Annotated in this window: 15 protein-coding genes; 9 read left to right on the top strand and 6 right to left on the bottom strand. The window is 71.4% G+C overall.

Annotated features, from left to right (window positions below):
• The first annotated feature begins 191 nt into the window (after positions 1-191).
• The 3 genes from ABIA33_RS22470 (at position 192) to rsgA (ending at position 4478) form a co-directional block, all read left to right on the top strand.
• Entirely contained in the window at positions 192-1574 is a 1383-nt protein-coding gene (locus ABIA33_RS22470) for an FAD-dependent oxidoreductase (protein ID WP_370084163.1), read from the top strand.
• 266 nt (positions 1575-1840) lie between these two features.
• The gene (locus ABIA33_RS22475; protein ID WP_370084164.1) at positions 1841-3094 is read left to right on the top strand and encodes a YihY/virulence factor BrkB family protein; all 1254 of its coding nucleotides are present in this window, start codon (positions 1841-1843) and stop codon (positions 3092-3094) included.
• 280 nt (positions 3095-3374) lie between these two features.
• Entirely contained in the window at positions 3375-4478 is a 1104-nt protein-coding gene (rsgA, locus tag ABIA33_RS22480; RefSeq protein ID WP_370084165.1) for a ribosome small subunit-dependent GTPase A, read from the top strand.
• Between the two features lie 13 nt (positions 4479-4491).
• On the opposite strand, the gene ABIA33_RS22485 is transcribed toward rsgA, so the two are convergent.
• Entirely contained in the window at positions 4492-4617 is a 126-nt protein-coding gene (locus tag ABIA33_RS22485; protein WP_370084166.1) for a hypothetical protein, read from the bottom strand.
• 196 nt (positions 4618-4813) lie between these two features.
• Here ABIA33_RS22485 and ABIA33_RS22490 point away from each other — a divergent pair, with 196 nt between their 5' ends.
• Positions 4814-5506 carry a DUF4230 domain-containing protein gene (locus ABIA33_RS22490; RefSeq protein WP_370084167.1) on the top strand — a complete coding sequence of 231 codons (693 nt, stop codon included), beginning with the start codon at positions 4814-4816 and terminating at the stop codon, positions 5504-5506.
• A 12-nt stretch (positions 5507-5518) separates the two neighbouring features.
• Here the strand turns inward: ABIA33_RS22490 and ABIA33_RS22495 are convergent, their stop codons facing one another.
• Positions 5519-6040, bottom strand: coding sequence for a rhodanese-like domain-containing protein (locus ABIA33_RS22495; RefSeq protein WP_370084168.1), 522 nt, complete (start codon positions 6038-6040; stop codon positions 5519-5521).
• Positions 6041-6169: 129 nt separating this feature from the next.
• On the opposite strand from ABIA33_RS22495, the gene ABIA33_RS22500 reads away from it, so the two are divergent.
• A complete protein-coding gene (locus tag ABIA33_RS22500; RefSeq protein ID WP_370084169.1) occupies positions 6170-7696 on the top strand; it encodes an AlkA N-terminal domain-containing protein in 1527 nt (508 codons plus the stop codon).
• Between the two features lie 14 nt (positions 7697-7710).
• Positions 7711-8208 (top strand): methylated-DNA--[protein]-cysteine S-methyltransferase, encoded by a 498-nt coding sequence (locus tag ABIA33_RS22505; protein ID WP_370084170.1) that lies wholly within the window; start codon positions 7711-7713, stop codon positions 8206-8208.
• A gap of 11 nt (positions 8209-8219) precedes the next feature.
• Here the strand turns inward: ABIA33_RS22505 and ABIA33_RS22510 are convergent, their stop codons facing one another.
• Positions 8220-8735: a MarR family winged helix-turn-helix transcriptional regulator gene (locus tag ABIA33_RS22510; protein ID WP_370084171.1), complete on the bottom strand. Its 516-nt coding sequence runs from the start codon at positions 8733-8735 to the stop codon at positions 8220-8222.
• 271 nt (positions 8736-9006) lie between these two features.
• Positions 9007-10023, bottom strand: a complete 1017-nt coding sequence (locus ABIA33_RS22515; protein ID WP_370084172.1) for a helix-turn-helix domain-containing protein — start codon at positions 10021-10023, stop codon at positions 9007-9009.
• 260 nt (positions 10024-10283) lie between these two features.
• Between ABIA33_RS22515 and ABIA33_RS22520 the strand changes: the two genes are divergently transcribed.
• Entirely contained in the window at positions 10284-11789 is a 1506-nt protein-coding gene (locus ABIA33_RS22520) for a hypothetical protein (protein ID WP_370084173.1), read from the top strand.
• A gap of 7 nt (positions 11790-11796) precedes the next feature.
• On the opposite strand, the gene ABIA33_RS22525 is transcribed toward ABIA33_RS22520, so the two are convergent.
• Both ABIA33_RS22525 and ABIA33_RS22530 read right to left on the bottom strand, forming a co-directional pair.
• A complete protein-coding gene (locus tag ABIA33_RS22525) occupies positions 11797-12840 on the bottom strand; it encodes a DUF4328 domain-containing protein (RefSeq protein ID WP_370084174.1) in 1044 nt (347 codons plus the stop codon).
• Positions 12841-12946: 106 nt separating this feature from the next.
• Positions 12947-13552 (bottom strand): TetR family transcriptional regulator C-terminal domain-containing protein, encoded by a 606-nt coding sequence (locus tag ABIA33_RS22530; protein ID WP_370084175.1) that lies wholly within the window; start codon positions 13550-13552, stop codon positions 12947-12949.
• A gap of 225 nt (positions 13553-13777) precedes the next feature.
• Here ABIA33_RS22530 and ABIA33_RS22535 point away from each other — a divergent pair, with 225 nt between their 5' ends.
• Together ABIA33_RS22535 and ABIA33_RS22540 are read left to right on the top strand one after the other, a co-directional pair.
• Positions 13778-15919, top strand: coding sequence for an RICIN domain-containing protein (locus ABIA33_RS22535; protein WP_370084176.1), 2142 nt, complete (start codon positions 13778-13780; stop codon positions 15917-15919).
• 63 nt (positions 15920-15982) lie between these two features.
• Positions 15983-16225, top strand: coding sequence for a hypothetical protein (locus ABIA33_RS22540; protein WP_370084177.1), 243 nt, complete (start codon positions 15983-15985; stop codon positions 16223-16225).
• Positions 16226-16463: the final 238 nt, after the last annotated feature.

Here is a 16463-nt window from a genome sequence, read left to right on the forward strand (position 1 = left end):
CGACGGCGTCGAGGGTGGTAGCGAGGACCAACCTCCTCCCTCCGCCCCCCAGGCCTCCCTGTTCGTGCGAGCACGTACCCTTGCCGGAGCCCGCCCACCAGCCCCGGAGCCCGCCCACCAGCCCCGGCGCGCTCCCATCGGTCCCGCCCGCCCCGCCCCCAGCGGCCCTGCCAGTCAAAGGAACCATCTCCATGCCCCGCCCCCTGAGGGTCGCCATCGTCGGAGCCGGCCCGGCCGGCATCTACGCCGCCGATGCCCTGATGAAGTCCGACGTCGCCGTGGATCCCGGTGTGTCCATCGACCTCTTCGAGCGGATGCCCGCGCCGTTCGGACTGATCCGCTACGGCGTGGCTCCCGACCATCCCCGCATCAAGGGCATCATCACCGCCCTGCACCAGGTCCTCGACAAGCCGCAGATCCGCCTCTTCGGCAACGTCGACTACCCGGCCGACATCAGCCTGGACGACCTGCACCAGTTCTACGACGCGGTCGTCTTCTCCACCGGCGCCAGCGCCGACCGCGCGATGGACATACCCGGCATCGAACTTGACGGTTCGTACGGCGCGGCCGACTTCGTCTCCTGGTTCGACGGCCACCCCGACGTGCCGCGCACCTGGCCGCTGCACGCGGAGAAGGTCGCCGTGCTGGGCGTCGGCAACGTGGCCCTGGACGTGGCCAGGATCCTCGCCAAGACCGCGACGGAACTGCTCCCCACCGAGATCCCGCCGAACGTCCACGAGGGCCTCGCCGCCAACAAGGCGGTCGAGGTGCATGTGTTCGGACGGCGCGGTCCCGCGCAGGCCAAGTTCAGCCCGATGGAGCTGCGGGAGCTCGACCACTCCCCGAACATCGAGGTCATCGTCAATCCCGAGGACATCGACTACGACGACGGCAGCATCGCCACCCGCCGCGCCAACAAGCAGGCCGACATGGTCGCCTCGACCCTGGAGAACTGGGCGATCCGCGATGTCGGCGAGCGTCCGCACAAGCTCTTCCTGCACTTCTTCGAGTCGCCCACCGAGGTCCTGGGCGAGGACGGCCGGGTCGTCGGCCTGCGCACCGAGCGCACCCGGCTGGACGGCACCGGCAATGTCACCGGCACCGGAGAGATGCACGACTGGGACGTCCAGGCGGTCTACCGCGCGGTCGGCTACCTGTCCTCGGAACTGCCCAAGCTGCCGTTCGACACGCTCACCGGCACCGTCCCGCACGAGGCCGGACGCGTCGTCGAGGGCGGCGAGCACCTCCCCTCGACGTATGTGACGGGCTGGATCAAGCGCGGCCCGGTCGGCCTGATCGGCCACACCAAGGGCGACGCCAACGAGACCGTGGCCAACCTGATCGAGGACCACCTCGCCGGTCGGCTCCGTACCGCCGCCGCGCCCGGCGAGGACGCCGTCGTCGCCTTCCTCGATGACGCAGGTGTCCCCTACACGACCTGGGACGGCTGGTACCGGCTGGACGCCGCCGAGCGCGCACTCGGTGTTCCCGAGGGCCGCGAGCGCGTGAAGATCGTCGACCGCGAGGCCATGCTGGAGGCGAGCGCGGCACCGGTGACCACCGGTCAGCAGTAGTACCGGAGTAGGAGGAGTAACGGCCAGGGGAGCGATGGGGCAACGCGGCAAGCGGGGGTGCCGGGCGGTGGGCGCCCGAGCCCTGTCGCTTCCCAGGCCGTAGGCACTGCGGGGCGCCACCCGGGCCGGGTGGCGCCCCGCAGCGTCGGGCCCTCCGGCCCCGGTCCGGGCGGTGGGCCGGGAGGGGGTCCGCGAGGGGTGTCGGGGGAGGGGTCCGCCCCGTTCGTGACCATGGGCATGGCACCAAGTTGGATACCCTCGGTACTGTGCAACCAGCAGGCGAATCATCCCCCAAGGCCCGGCACCGGGCCCGGCGTTCCCGGCGCGCGGCCCGTCGCCGCGCCGGTGCGCCGTACCGTGATATCGCCTGGCAACTGCTCAGGGACACGACGAATACCTGCCTGGAGTACCGGGTCACCGGACTGGCCGCCGAGGTGGCCTTCTTCACGCTGATGTCCGTGCCGCCGCTGCTGCTGTGCGTGGCCGGGACGCTCGGCTACCTCAGCGCCGGCACGATCAAGGTCCTGGAACAGGACATCCTCAATGCGGCGAGCACCGTGCTGTCCGCCTCCTCCATCGACCAGACGGTCAAGCCGCTGCTCAAGAGCGTCTTCAGCGCCGGCAGACCGGATCTGATCTCGATCGGCTTCCTGCTCGCGCTGTGGTCGGGCTCGCGTGCCCTCTACGTGTTCGTGGAGACGGTCACCATCATGTACGGGCTGGAGGGCAAGCGCGGGATCATCCACACCCGGATGCTCTCCCTCGGCCTGTACGTGGTCGCGCTGATCGTCAGCACGATCGTGCTGCCGCTGATCGTTGCCGGGCCGGGCATGGTCGTCAGGGCGTTCCCGATGTCCGCGGGGACGGTGCACGCGCTGTACTGGCCGGCCGCCATGGTGCTGTCGGTCGTCTTCCTCACGACGCTCTACCACGTGGCAGTCCCGGTGCGGACGCCGTGGAAGGAGGACCTGCCCGGAGCGCTGGTCGCGCTGCTGATGCTGGTGGTCGGCAGCGCCATGCTCCGCTTCTACCTGGTGCACGCCGTCGAGGGCCCGACCGTCTACGGGTCGTTGGCCGCGCCGGTCGCGGTGCTGCTGTGGATCGGGGTCACCGCGCTGGCGGTGCTGATCGGCGCGGCGATGAACGCCGCGATCGACCGGATGTGGCCCAGCCGGGAGACGGCACTGGCGCGGGCGGAGAACGAACGAGCCCGCGAGGAGGCCGCCGCGGAGTTGGTCCGGCGGTCCGAGGCGCGCCGCGCGGCGGTCCGCAACCGAGCCGCCAACCCGCCGCCGGAGGGTGAGGAGGCGGAGGGGGAGGCCCCCGCCGAGTACCCGGAACGCTGGGCCGACTTCCTGCCGCCGACCAACTTTCGCGGCCGGATCCAGGCGGCCGGCGGGCAGCGCCGCAACCCGTACCCGCCGCCGGAGGAGCCGCACCGGCCGGGACGGGGTCAGCGGAACCGGAGTGACCGGAGCGACCCGGACGGACCGGACGGCCGGGAGCAGGACGAGCCGTGACGTCGTCCTGCGTGACGTCGCCGGGCGTGACGCCGCAGGTCATAAATGCGTTGCGGGCGCGCCGAGCGCTGTCGTAGCGTCACCTCCGTCCGGTGCAGGGTGTACCGGGAGTCGCAAGAGAGAGGGGTGAGCCCCGTGAACGTCACCTTCGTCACGGCTGCCCTGGGCAGCAACCCCGCCGACCTCTCCCACCTCCCGGCAGCAGACTGACACCGCAGCGCCCTTCGATCGACCAGCTGCGTCTGCCCGGCCGGGAGCATCTCCCGAAGGGCCCACCGCGTTGCTTCAGGCATCGTTCGACTCCGCTTACCCGAACCACCCCCAGCCGCTGTACGCCTACGGCTGGACCTCCGAACTCGACGACCTCTTCGCGCCGCTGGCCGGAGCCGGTCTCGTCCCCGGCCGCATCGTCCGGGTCGACCGGGGGCGTTGCGACGTCGTGGTCGCCGACGGCGACTCCGTCTCCACCGTGCGCGCCGACACCGGACCTGTCGCCGACCCCGATCCCCTGCGCCTGCCCTGCACCGGCGACTGGGCGGCGCTCTCCGTCGGCGCGGCGGGGACGTTCGTCCAGACACTACTGCCGCGCCGGACCGCCGTCGTGCGCTCTACCTCCTCCTTGCGATCCGAGGGCCAGGTACTCGCGGCCAACGTCGACACCGTCGTCATCGCCGCCTCCTTGGCCGTCGAGCCCGACCTCGGCCGGATCGAGCGCTTCCTCGCCCTCGCCTGGGAGAGCGGCGCCCAGCCCCTGGTCGTCCTCACCAAGGCCGACCTGGCCACCGACGCCGACCACATCCGCGAGGACGTCGAACGCGTCACGCCGGGCGCGGACGTCCTCGTCGTCAGCGCCGCGACCGGGCGCGGCATGGACGTCCTGGCCGCCTGCCTGCCCGGGACCAGCGTGCTGGTGGGCCAGTCCGGCGCGGGCAAGTCCACCATCGCCAACGCGCTGCTCGGCACCACCGCCATGGAGGTCCAGCAGACCCGTGGCGACGGCAAGGGCCGCCACACCACCACGACCCGCGAAATGCTGCCGCTGCCCGGTGGGGGAGTCCTCATCGACACTCCTGGGCTGCGCGGCGTGGGCATGTACGACTCCGCCGAGGGACTGCACCAGGTGTTCTCGGAGATCGAGGCTCTTGCCGCGGACTGCCGGTTCGGTGACTGCGGCCATGTCTCCGAGCCGGGCTGTGCCGTCCTCGAAGCCGTCGAGGACGGGTTGCTGACGCAGCGTCGGCTCGACAGCTACCGCAAGCTGCTCCGCGAGAACATCTGGATCGCCTCCCGTACCGACGCCCGCCTGCGTGCGGAACAGCTCAAGGTCTGGAAGGCACGCGGCAAGTCGGGCACCGAGGCCATGAAAGCCAAGGGCCGCCGCTGACAGCGTGCCCCGGTCAACCGGGTGGGGGCCTGCGCCGGAATCTCCGGGGCAGGCCCTGTCCGTCGTTCCACAGCGAGAAGGCGACGGCGGCGACCGCGAGAACCGCGATCACGATGCCGAGCAGGACCACACCAATCATCGGAACCTCCGCTGGACGGGGGTACAGCAGTAGTGCCCGGTGCCGTCGACCCCCACACCTGGCCACCTCTCCGAAGCGTCCGGTGGCAAAGCTGTTGCCCAGTCGTCGAACTGACGGGACCTTGCTTTCGCCGCCGGTGGGTAGGAGACCAGTCGAGGGCGCCAGAGCGACGCCCCCTGGTAGAGGAGACACGCCCATGAGGTCCCTGCGTGGCAACGCGGTCGAGACCGAGCGGCCCGTCGCCCAAGCGCGACGGTACGACCGGCGCCGCGTCCCCTGGTATGTCAGCATCCCGGTCACCTTCGCGGTGATCGTCGCGCTGTTCCTCGCAGCTGGTAAGTTCAACTGGCTGCCGGGACTGCCGAATCCGTTCGCCACCCGCCAGGTCGACCGCAGCCAGCCCGCGGTTCTGCAGTCGATCGAGAACATGAGCCGCTACGACGCTGCGGCGGGCAACTTCCAGATCGTCGTCGACCTCGACAACGAGGCGAAGTTCATGCCCTCGGCACTGCTCGGCAGCCGCACCCTGTATGTCGCGGCCGGCACCGTCGACTCCTTTGTCGACCTGAGCAAGGCCGGGGTGACCGTGTCCGCCGACCGCAGGACGGCCACCATCGTGCTGCCGCACGCGCAGCTGGCCCAGGCCGCTCTGGACCCCAAGCGGTCCTATGTGTTCGCCCAGCAGCGCGGCCTGTTCAACCGGATCGGGGACTTCTTCTCCGGCAACCCCGGCGACCAGCAGAAGCTCAACGTCCTTGCCGCGGAGAAGATCCAGACCGCGGCGGGGGCCAGCGGCCTGACCCAGCGCGCCGAGCAGAACACCGGATCCATGCTCAAGGGACTGCTCGGCTCGCTCGGGTTCACGCTTGTCACCGTCAGCTACAAGTGACCTGAGGGGGCGTCAGCAGGCGCAGGAGATGCCCGAGCGCGGAGCGGTCAGGTCGTCGATCGGCCGCTGTTCCGCGCCCTGGGCGCTCTCGTAGCCGAAGCCCTCGCGGACCCAGTACTCGAACCCGCCGAGCATCTCCTTCACGGAGTAGCCGAGCCGGGCGAAGGCGAGGGCGGCCCGGGTCGCACCGTTGCAGCCGGGTCCCCAGCAGTAGGTCACGACGGTGGCGTCGGGGTCGACGAGCTGCGGTGCGAGCTCGGCGATCCGCGCGGTGGGAAGGTGCAGGGCGCCGGGGATGTGTCCTTGGGCCCACGAGGCGTCGCTGCGGGAGTCCACCACGACGATGCCGGGGACGCCGGCCAGGAGGTCGGCGTGGACGTCGGAGACGTCGGCCTCGAAGGCGAGTCGGGCGGCGAAGTGTGCCGCGGCCTCGCCGGGGGCGGCGGGAGCGACGCCCAGCACGGCGCTGGTGCTGGTGCCGGTGCCGGTCGCAGCGCTCGCCGTGGACGCCGTGGTCGTTGCGGTGCTGCTCATGTGCGGACTCCTCGATGCGGGGTTTTCTTCTTGATGCACCGATCCTGCATCGGCCGCCGGAGCCGCCACGAGTGGCGTGAACGCCGATGGTCACGAAGATTCCGCCAAGCGCGATCGGGTGTGATCGCCATGTCCGATTACCGCCAGTTCCCTGCCGCCCGATGGCGCAGACTGGAGCATGTGATTGACGAGGAGACCGGTTACCGGGCCGTGAGCAGCCGGGACGCACGCTTCGACGGAGTGTTCTTCACCGCCGTCCGCACCACCGGCATCTACTGCCGTCCCAGCTGCCCCGCGATGACGCCCAAGCGCCAGAACGTCCACTTCTACCCGACCGCGGCTGCCGCCCAGGGCGGCGGATACCGCGCCTGCCGCCGCTGCCGGCCGGACGCCGTGCCCGGCTCCCCGGACTGGAACCTGCGCGCCGACCTGGTCGGACGCGCGATGCGCATGATCGGCGACGGCGTCGTCGACCGCGAGGGCGTCACCGGCCTCGCCGCCCGCCTCGGCTACAGCGAGCGCCACCTCAACCGCGAGCTCGTCGCCGAGCTCGGCGCCGGGCCGCAGGCCCTCGCCCGCTCGCAGCGTGCCCACACCGCCCGGCTGCTCCTGCAGACCACCGACCTCAGTGCGACCGACACTGCCTTCGCGGCCGGCTTCGCCAGCGTTCGCCAGTTCAACGACACCATGCGCGTGGTCTACGGGCTCACCCCCACCGAGCTGCGGCAGAAGCCGGCCCGGCCCGCGGCGACCCCCGGCACGATCCCGCTGCGCCTCGCCTTCCGCGGGCCGCTGGACGCCGGGCACGTCTTCGACTTCCTGGCACTGCGCGCCGTCCCTGGAGTGGAGGAGATCGTGACGACCGGGACGAAGGCCGGCGCCGCGCGGACCTATCGCCGAACGCTGGCACTCCCTGGCGGCCCCGGCATCGCCGAGGTCGACGAACCGCGCGGGCCGCAGGTCTGGCTGGACTGCCGGCTCCGGCTCGCCTCGCTCCGCGACCTCACCACGGCCGTTCAGCGGCTCCGTGCCCTGTTCGACCTCGACGCCGACCCGGACGCGGTCGACCGCGTTCTCGGCGCGGACCCCTACCTCGCGCCGCTCGTCGCCGCCCGCCCCGGGCTGCGCTCGCCGGGGCACGTCGACCCGAATGAGCTCGCGGTGCGGGCCGTCCTCGGCCAGCAGGTCACCGTCGCCGCCGCCCGTACCCTTGCCGGACGCCTCGCGGAGCACTACGGCGAGCCGCTTGCCACCCCCAGCGGCGGCCTCAGCAGGCTGTTCCCCACGGTGGAGGCGCTGGCCGAAGCGGACTCCGCCGACCTGGCGATGCCCGGCGCGCGGCAGCGTGCGCTGCGCGGACTGTGCGCGGCGCTCGCCTCCGCCGAGGTGGACCTGCGCCCCGGCGTCGACCGCGAGCGGGCGGCAGCGGCACTCCTCGCGCTCCCCGGCATCGGCCCCTGGACGGTCTCCTACGTGCGGATGCGCGCCCTCGGCGACCCCGACGCCCATCTGCCCACGGACATCGGAGTCCGGCACGGCCTGCGCGCGGTGAACGCACCCGAGTCGCTGGACACCACGAGCTGGCGGCCCTGGCGCTCGTACGCCGTCCACCACCTCTGGGCGGCGCTGAACTCCCCTGCCTCTTCCGAGAACTGACGATGGAGCACCTGATGATCCGTTACACCACGATGGACTCCCCGCTCGGCGCGCTGCTCCTGGTCGCGGACGAGGACGGCAGGCTCACCGCTGTACTCGCTCCGGACACCCGAGGGCAGGTGAGCGCCCCCGACCCGGCCTGGACCGAGGACTCCGCGCCCTTCAGCGCCGCAGTCGAGCAGCTCACCGCGTACTTCGAGGGTGACCTCAAGGAGTTCGACCTTCCCCTCGCGCCGCGCGGCAGCGACTTCCGTCGCCGGGTCTGGGACGCCCTGGACACCGTCCCCTACGGCACGACCGTCACCTACGGCGAACTCGCCGCGGCCGCAGGCAAGCCCCCGAACTCGGTACGGGCCGTCGCCGGAGCGGTCGGCGCCAACCCGCTGCTGATCGTGCGGCCGTGCCACCGCGTCGTCGGCGCCAACGGCTCGCTCACCGGCTTCGCCGCCGGGCTCGATGCCAAACGCCTGCTGCTGCGCCTCGAAGCGGCGGACCAGACCCTCTTCAGCTGACCCGCTCGCGCTCAGCCAGTGGAAGTGCCACTACCGGCCGTCGGCTGCTCCGCGCCCAGCGCCACCGCCAGCCGTTCCAGGCCGCCGAGGGCGTCCATCACCGCCGCGCTGTCCTCCGCCGAGAGCGCGGACAGCGCGGCGGCCATCCGCTGCTCGTGTGCGCGCTGCCAGTCGGCGAGCTGCCGGTGGCCCGCTTCGGTGACCGCGATCCGTGCCGTGCGGCGGTCGCCGGGGTCGGCCTGACGGTCGACGAAACCCGAGTCGAGCAACTTGCCGATGAGCCCGCTCACCGTGTTCGGCGCGAGCCGCTGACGGGACGCCAGCTCGCCCACCCGCAACGGCCCGGAGGCCAGCGTCTGGAGCAGCTCGACCTGCGCCATCGGCAGCGACTCCCAGGGGTAGTCGGTACGGATGCTGCTGCGCAGCGCGCGGCGCAGCCGGGTCACCACATCGGTGAGGCGCTGCACCTGCGCGGGGTCGGTGGCAGGAACGGCGGTGGTGGCGGCTTCGGCGGCTGGCTCGGGCATGTGCTCAGGGTAGCGAGCAGCGCCGACACCCCGGTCCCGGCCTAGGAGGGTGCTGAAGATCTAGGCCGGGCTCGCGACGCCCTGCGCTCGCGACGACAGCGGCTCCGCCGCGGGCGCTTACCGCGTTGTCTCCCCACCCTTCGGGCGGGAGGTACCCCCTGGTCGCCCTCTACCAACCACGGTTGGCTCCCTCCTCCGCCTTGCAATCGAAGCCGCATGACGCCGCTCCCTGATCCAGCCTAGATCTTCAGCACCCTCCTAGCGGCCACGCCTACGACTGCGGGGGCGAGGGCCGCCGGGCCACCCAGCCGCGCTCGTAGGCGTGCCAGCCCAACTGCATCCGGGTCGTGACCTCGGCGAGGTCCATCAGCCGCTTGACGCGCCGCTGGACCGTCCGGAGGCCGAGGTCGAGCTGCTTGGCCACGCTGACATCGGTCATCCCCACCAGCAGCATCGAGAGGATCTGCAGATCGATGCCGTCGGGCTGCTCACCCGCTTCGACCACGACGCTCTGCGGTTCCCCCGCGCCGCCGAGGCGGATCGGCAGCGCGTGGTCCCACACCGAGTCGAAGAGTCCGACCAGGGCCTCCAGCATTCCGCCTGCGCGGACCATCAGCGCGGACGGTTCGCCGGGCGCCGCCAGCGGGCGCAGCGGCATCATCGCTACCGAACGGTCCGCCAGGATCAGCTTGGTGGGGACCCGGTCGGCCACCCGGACCTGCTCGTCGCGTTCCAGCGCGGTCGTCAGCACGGTGCCGCCCTCGGGGGAGTCGAGGGCCGCGCGTTCGATGACCACCCGGTACGACACCCCGCGCGCCACCGCGACCGGCTCGGCCTCGTTGTCCAGCCCGCTGACCACGACCGGCGTATGGGTGACCAGGGCGAGCACCTCGCGCTCCGCGCCGAGCTGCAACTGCTCGAAGCGGTGCCGTACGGCGTCCGCGCCGGTGATCACCTCGACCAGGTCGCCCATGGTCAGGCCGACCGCGTTGCGCCGGTACTCCTGGGCGAGCGTGTCCACCGCCCGTTCGGCCTGCGTCAGTTCGTGTCTGCGTTGGGACAGCACCGCGCCCAGGGCGACGGCAGGCGGCGCTGCCACGTGCTGCCCTGGCTCGGTGGACGAGGGCGAGGCCAGGCCTAGCCGCTCCAGGCCGGCGAGCGTCCGGCCGACCTGCCCCTCGCGGAGGTCGAGCTTCCGGGCGAGCTCAGCCGCCGAGGCTGACCCGAGGCCGACCAGGAGTCGGTACACCTCTTCGTCCTCCCCGTCCAGTCCGACGAAGCCCAGCACCTGACCACCTCGCTCGTTCGTCCGCCCTTCGACTTCCCCGCAAGCGCTGGAGAGTCCGTCGTCCTCAAGGTCATCATGCCTGGCCAGGCGCTTCTGGGGTAGTCGGATTAATGGACCGGGCGCGCGGATCGCCGCGCGACCGGTTCGGCGCCACTGCTCCAAGAGTGTTCTGATTCGCCGGTTCCGCCCGGTGACCGGGTCCGCGACGTGGAGAATGGCGTCGGTCCAGGCATGCCGCATGTCGCTGAGGAGACGAATCGATGAGCAGCCAGGGTGCGTCTGCATCGGGTGGGGCGGACGGTTCGTGGTGGGACGCCGTCTACGCGGGGCCGGGGGACGAGGTTCCCGACACACCTCGCGCGGACTCGCGGCCGGGGACTGTCGACGACTGGTTCGATACCGCCAGCGGAATGATCGGTGGTGCGGCCGATGTGCAGGATGCCGAGCAGGGTCCTGCGGAGGCTCCCGCAGAGGCTCCCGCGGTGGGCCCCGAGACGAATGGGCCGCCGACGCTCGTGGACGAGCCCGTGCGAAAACCGGCTGTGCCCGAGCAGCCGCTGCGAACCCAGCCGCCGGTGATGCCTCCGCTGCCGAGGCGTCCGCCGCGGGTTCCGCCGCTCACCCCTGATCCCAGGGTCGTCGCTCCGCGCACCCCCGAACCGCGCACCCCCGAACCGCGCACCCCCGCTCCGCGCACCCCCGCTCCGCGCGCCGCCGAACCGGCGGACCGCTACGACGGGGACGTCTTCGAGGACGACGGTTACGACGGGTACGACGGCCTTGAGGGTTTTCAGGGCCGGGACGACGAGCGGGAGCCGCAGCCTCCTATCCCGGCCCCTGCCTCCGGCACCTCCTCCGCCCCCACGACCGCCGTCACCGAGCCGCTGCCGCACGTCGGCGAGCGTCCGCCGACCTACGAGCCCGAGCCGACGGCTCTGCCCGCCGCCGACCCCGACCGGCTCGCCGGTCTGGTCCCCGACACCGCCCTGGACGGTGCCCGCTACGGCACCATGACGCTGCGCGCCGCCTCGATACGAGGGGACTCGGCCCGGCACCGGGGCGAGTCGCGCGCCGACCGGCTGCTGACCGTGCGCTTCGGGGAGGGCAGCGAGGCGCTGCTGCTCGTCGCCTTCGCGACACCGCCCCACGCGGAAGACCCGGCGGTGGCGGACGAGGCATGCCGCCAGCTCGCCGCCGCCGTGGGCCGCAGCCGTACCGAGCTGCTGGCCGACCTGCGGGTGGGCGCGCAGGAGCGGCTCCGCTACGGCCTGCAGCGGCTGACCGCCCGCGCCGCGCTGCCGCTCCAGCGCTCCGCCGGGCAGGTCGGCGGCGCGGGCGGCGGCGCGGGCGGAGCCCTGCATGCGCTGATCGCGCCGCTGGACCCGACCAGTCGCCTGCGCGCCGGATTCGGCCTGGGCCCGGGCGGGTTGCTGCTGCTCGGCGACGACGCCTGGTACGACGCCTACGCGGGGCGCCGGTTGGTGTCGCAGCAGGGCGCCCCGGATACCGTCGCGCAGTCGGCAGCCGCGCAGGAGCCCGACCGCTTCCGCTTCCGGGTGGTGGTCCCCGAGCCCGGTGACGTGCTGCTGCTGTGCAGCGACGGACTCGCCCAGCCGCTGCGGGAGGAGCCCGCGGTGTCCGACTTCCTCGCCGACCACTGGGCGCATCCGCACCCGCCGGGCACCGTCGACTTCCTGCGCCATGTGCAGGTCCGCGCCAAGGGCTACGCGGCCGACCGGACCGCGGCGGCGATCTGGGAGGACTGACGCAGGATCAGCCGGCCGGGTCCTCGTCGGCTCGCTCCTTGGCCAACTCGACCGCCGGCGGCAGTACGGCAGGCTCCGGCACCGGGTCCTGCGCGGGAGCCGGGCGCGGGGTCACCGGGCCGGTCAGCGGCGACAGTCCGCCGTCCAGCGGCGGCGACTGTACGTCCTGGGGCGGCACCTGCGCCGCCGGCGCCGCCGACGCGTCCTGGACGGGCTGCGGCTGGTAGGGCTGCGGCGCGTACGCCGTCTGGGGGTACGGCATGGACGCCGCCTGCAGCGCGTACGGGTGGTCGGCGCCCGGGCCCTGCAGAATCCGCACCCGTTGCATCGTCGTGATCTTCCTGACCACGAGCAGCGCCAGCAGGGCCGCGAGGGCGCGCATGAAGTCAGTGGCGATGCCGAAACCGGCGGCCGTCTGCAGGTGGGACAAGGAGAGCCGGTCGCCCGCGACACCAACGATGCCTCCGATGACGCCGACCGCCCAGAACAGGCACCAGCCGGTCCACCAGGCGTTCAACAGCCCGGATCTCCGGGGGAACTGGTTGGGCGTCGGTTCCAGGGGACGGCTGGCCGCCCAGATGTCCCCGGCGACCCCGCGCGGGATCCAGAAGAAGCCGACAGGGATGAACCAGCCTCCGATCGCGAATCCCCGGGAGAAGGTCTTGGGATGGTTGGGTCCGAGGATGTCGGAGAGCACCCGAGACTTGTGGAACCAGATGATGAACACCACGACGACGGCGATGAAGGAAGGGAAGCCGATCAGCGCGCTGAGCACACCGACCGCGGCCGCGGCCGCGCCAATGGTTCCGTTGGCGGCCAGCGAGGACAGTTCGAGCACGCCGCCGACCACCGCGACCAGCCCGGCGAGGATCTGCACCCCGAACAGGAGCTGTGCCGCGATGGCGATTCCGGTCGGCGCAGCCGGGGCGGTGTAGGCCACCGGGTACAGCCCGGCGGCCTGCATGCCGCCGGGGGGCGCGGCGGTGTAGCCGCAGGCGGGGCACCGTCCGTACGGGTCGAGATACGCGGACGAGCAGGACGGACAGTGCACCGGGGGCTCCACCAGTTCAACCCGCTCCTGAGTGGCGGGGGCGGCTGATGCTATGCGACCGGTATGACAACCGTCCATTGACTTGATAGCCGCACGCCTGAGGTGATCAGCGCAGGTGAAGGGACTCGTCCAGGTATTCGCCGATGTGCGCCAGCGCTGACTCCCGGCCGGCTCCGGGAAGCCCTGTCACGATGGGCGTGCCGAAGCCGTCGAGCAGTGCACCGAACCGCACCGCGAAGCGTTCCGCGTCCACCTCCCGGAACTCGCCGCCCGCGATGCCCTCGCGCAGCAGCGCGACCAGGTCGGCACGCCAGACCGCCTCGATGCCCACCTGTCCGGAGCGCATCGGCTCGCTGGACAGCGCCCGTCCCCACACCTCGACCCACAGCGTCCAGCGCGGGTCGCCCGTCCCGGTCGGGAGGTAGAGCGCCACGTAGTCGTCAAGGCGACGGGCGGCGGAGGCAGCCGTCGCGAGCGCGGCGCGGCGGCGCTCCCCCAGCTCCGCCTCGCTCCAGCGCAGGGTCTCCAACAGCAACTGGTCCTTGCTGCCGAAGTAGTAGAGGAGGTGGCCGCCGCTCATGCCCAGTTCCCTGCCGAGACCGGCCATGGTCAGGCTGGCGAGTCCGTGCTCGGCGATGGCCGCCATCGCGGCGGCGAAGACCTCCTCGCGCGGCGGCGCGGGGCGCCGGCCCTGGGTCTGGCCCTGCGTCACGCTGCGCACCCCCTGAACTGCCTCGATGATGTCCGCCACCAGTAAACCAGCGGATGCCTGTGTGCCGTCTGCGCCGGATCTATTGACATGTCAGTGGCGCTCCACTGTTATGTGTTTCGCCAAGTTTGATTCTGTCCAAAGCTGATTCGTTTTGTGGTCCCTTCACCGCCACGCCCGGAGGTCCCCTTGCGCAGGTCCACCATGCTCGCCGCTCTGGCAATCGCAATGGCAGCGAGTCAGCTGACGCTCCTTCCGGCCTCCCCGGTAGCGGCCCAGGCCAACGGTGCGGGTCTCACCCCTCCCATGGGATGGAGCAGCTGGAGCTTTCTTCGTAAAAATCCTACAGAATCAAACATCGAGGCCCAGGCAGCCGCCCTGGCCAGCAGCGGACTCGTCTCCCACGGCTACCGCTACGTCAACATCGACGACTTCTGGTACCTGAACCCGTCGAACACCGTCGACGCCTACGGGCGTTGGGTCACCGACCCGTCCCACTTCCCCAACGGCATGGGAGCGGTGGGCAGCTACGTCCACGGCCTCGGCGAGAAGTACGGGATGTACCTGACCCCCGGTATCCCGGTCGCCGCCTATCAGCAGAACACCCCCATCCAGGGGACGTCCTTCCATGCCAGGGACATCGTCTCCAACACCAGCAGCTACGAGACCAACTACAACTTCGGCAGCGGGTCGATGTACTACATCGACTACGCCAAGAACCCCGCCGCCGCCCAGGCGTACCTCAACTCCTGGGCCGACCAGCTCGCCTCCTACGGGATCGACTACCTCAAGATCGACGGTGTCGGCGACTGGGACGTCCCCGACATCCAGCACTGGTCGCAGGCGCTGAACCAAACCGGCCGCACCATCCACCTGGAGCTCTCCAACAGCCTCGACGTCAACAACGGCTCGACCTGGAAGCAGTACGCCAACGGCTGGCGGATCGACGGTGACGTCGAGTGCTACTGCAGCAGCACGTCCTACCCGCTCACCAACTGGAACAACGTCTCCAGCCGCTTCGGCGACGTACCGCAGTGGACCGGCTTCGCGGGCCCCGGCGGCTGGAACGACCTCGACTCGGTCGAGGTCGGCAACGGTTCCAATGACGGCCTCACGCCGGACGAGCGGCAGAGTCAGCTGACCCTGTGGGCCATCTCCGGCGCGCCACTGCTCCTCGGTACCGACCTCACCCACCTCGACAGCGCCGACCTGGCCCTGCTCGGCAACGACGAGGTCGTCGCCGTCGACCAGGCGGGTCACCCGGCCCGGCCGGTCGACCGGCTGACCCAGCAGCAGGTCTGGTCCGCGCCCAACGGGGACGGCAGCTACACCGTCGCGCTGTTCAACCTGACCGGGTCCAGCGCCCCGGTCACCGCCCGCTGGACCGACGTCGGCTTCAGCGGCTCGGCCACGATGCACGACCTGTGGAGCCACACCGACCTAGGCAGCGCCGCGGGCAGCTTCACCGCCACCATCAATCCGCACGGTGTGCGCCTGCTCCGGGTCACCCCGACGGCGGGGTCCGGCTACACGGCCCTGCACTACAACCTGGTCAACGCGGCGAGCGGCAAGTACCTCGACGTCAGCGGCGGCTCCACCGCCGATGCGGCCGGAGTGGTGCAGCAGCCCTCGAACGGCGCCGCCGACCAGCAGTGGCAACTGGTGCCGACGGGCGACGGGTTCTACAAGGTGGACAACGTCAACAGCGGGAAGCTGCTCGACGTTCCCGGCGGCTCCACCGCCCAGGGCACCCAACTCGTGCAGTACCACGACGACAACTCCGCCGGATCGCAGTGGAAGCTCACGCCCACCGGCAACGGCTCCTACACCGTCACCGCCCGCTCCGACGGAAAAAACGCGGACCTGGCCGGCGACTCCGTCGTCCAGTCGGCCCCCGGCACGGCGACCAGCCAGCAGTGGAAGCTGGTCCCGGTGCCGACGCCCGGGGCACAGTACAAGCTGGTCAACGGAGCCAGCGGTGGCCGGATGGACGTCACCGCGGACTCCACCGGGGACGGCGCGAAGATCCTTCAGTGGCACGACAACGGTCAGGCCGACCAGTTGTGGACGTTCAACGCGCAGGGCGGGGGCGTCTACACCATAGGCAACGTCAACAGCGGCAAGCTGCTCAACATCCCGGGACCGACGACCAGTCAGGGAACCCAGCTGATCCAGTACCACGACGACGGCGGCTCCAACGCCCGGTGGACCCTGGTCGACGCGGGCCCCAACCAGGTCCAGCTGAAGAGCGTCTACGACGGGCAGTTGATCGACCTCGCCGCCAGCTCGCTCTCCGACGGCGGCACGGTACTGCAGTGGCCGGCCGACGGCGGCGCCAACCAGCTCTGGTCACTGGTGCCGCCGGCGTAGGAGTCGAGGCCGGTGGGTGCTGCCGGGTGCCGGTCCCAGACGAATGCTCGTACGATCTGCGCCATGAAGTACTCAGGCGCCTTCGGCCGTAGAGACGCGATGCTGGACGCCATCGCCCTGGTCGAGGCGAAGCGCCGCGAGCCCCACAACAACCCGGTGGGGCCCGCGATGACGCTCGTCGGAGAGGACCTGCGGCTGACCCTGGACGCCCTCGCCACGATCGCCGTGAAGGCGGCCGCGGCGACGGGCGATCCCGAGGCGGTCTTCCGGTCGCTGCGCTCGGCGACGCTCGAGATGGAGGCGTAGCGCCGGACACGGGCGCGAGCCGGACGGAGTACGCAGCGCCGAGGGCGGCGTCGAGCGGAGCGTCAGATGACCCTTCACGCGCGGCCGCCGACGGCTGGACGCCCTCGAATCCGCATTACCCCGAGTAGCACCCTGGCACATCCCATCGTGTACATGCCATCATAATCCGGCGTCCACATGGCCCTGGGCGCCCAACGGCGCCCCGCCCAACCCATGCGGGGCGCCCCCGGACCAGCTG

Origin of the sequence: Streptacidiphilus sp. MAP12-16, assembly GCF_041262165.1 — a bacterium.
GTDB lineage: Bacteria > Actinomycetota > Actinomycetes > Streptomycetales > Streptomycetaceae > Streptacidiphilus.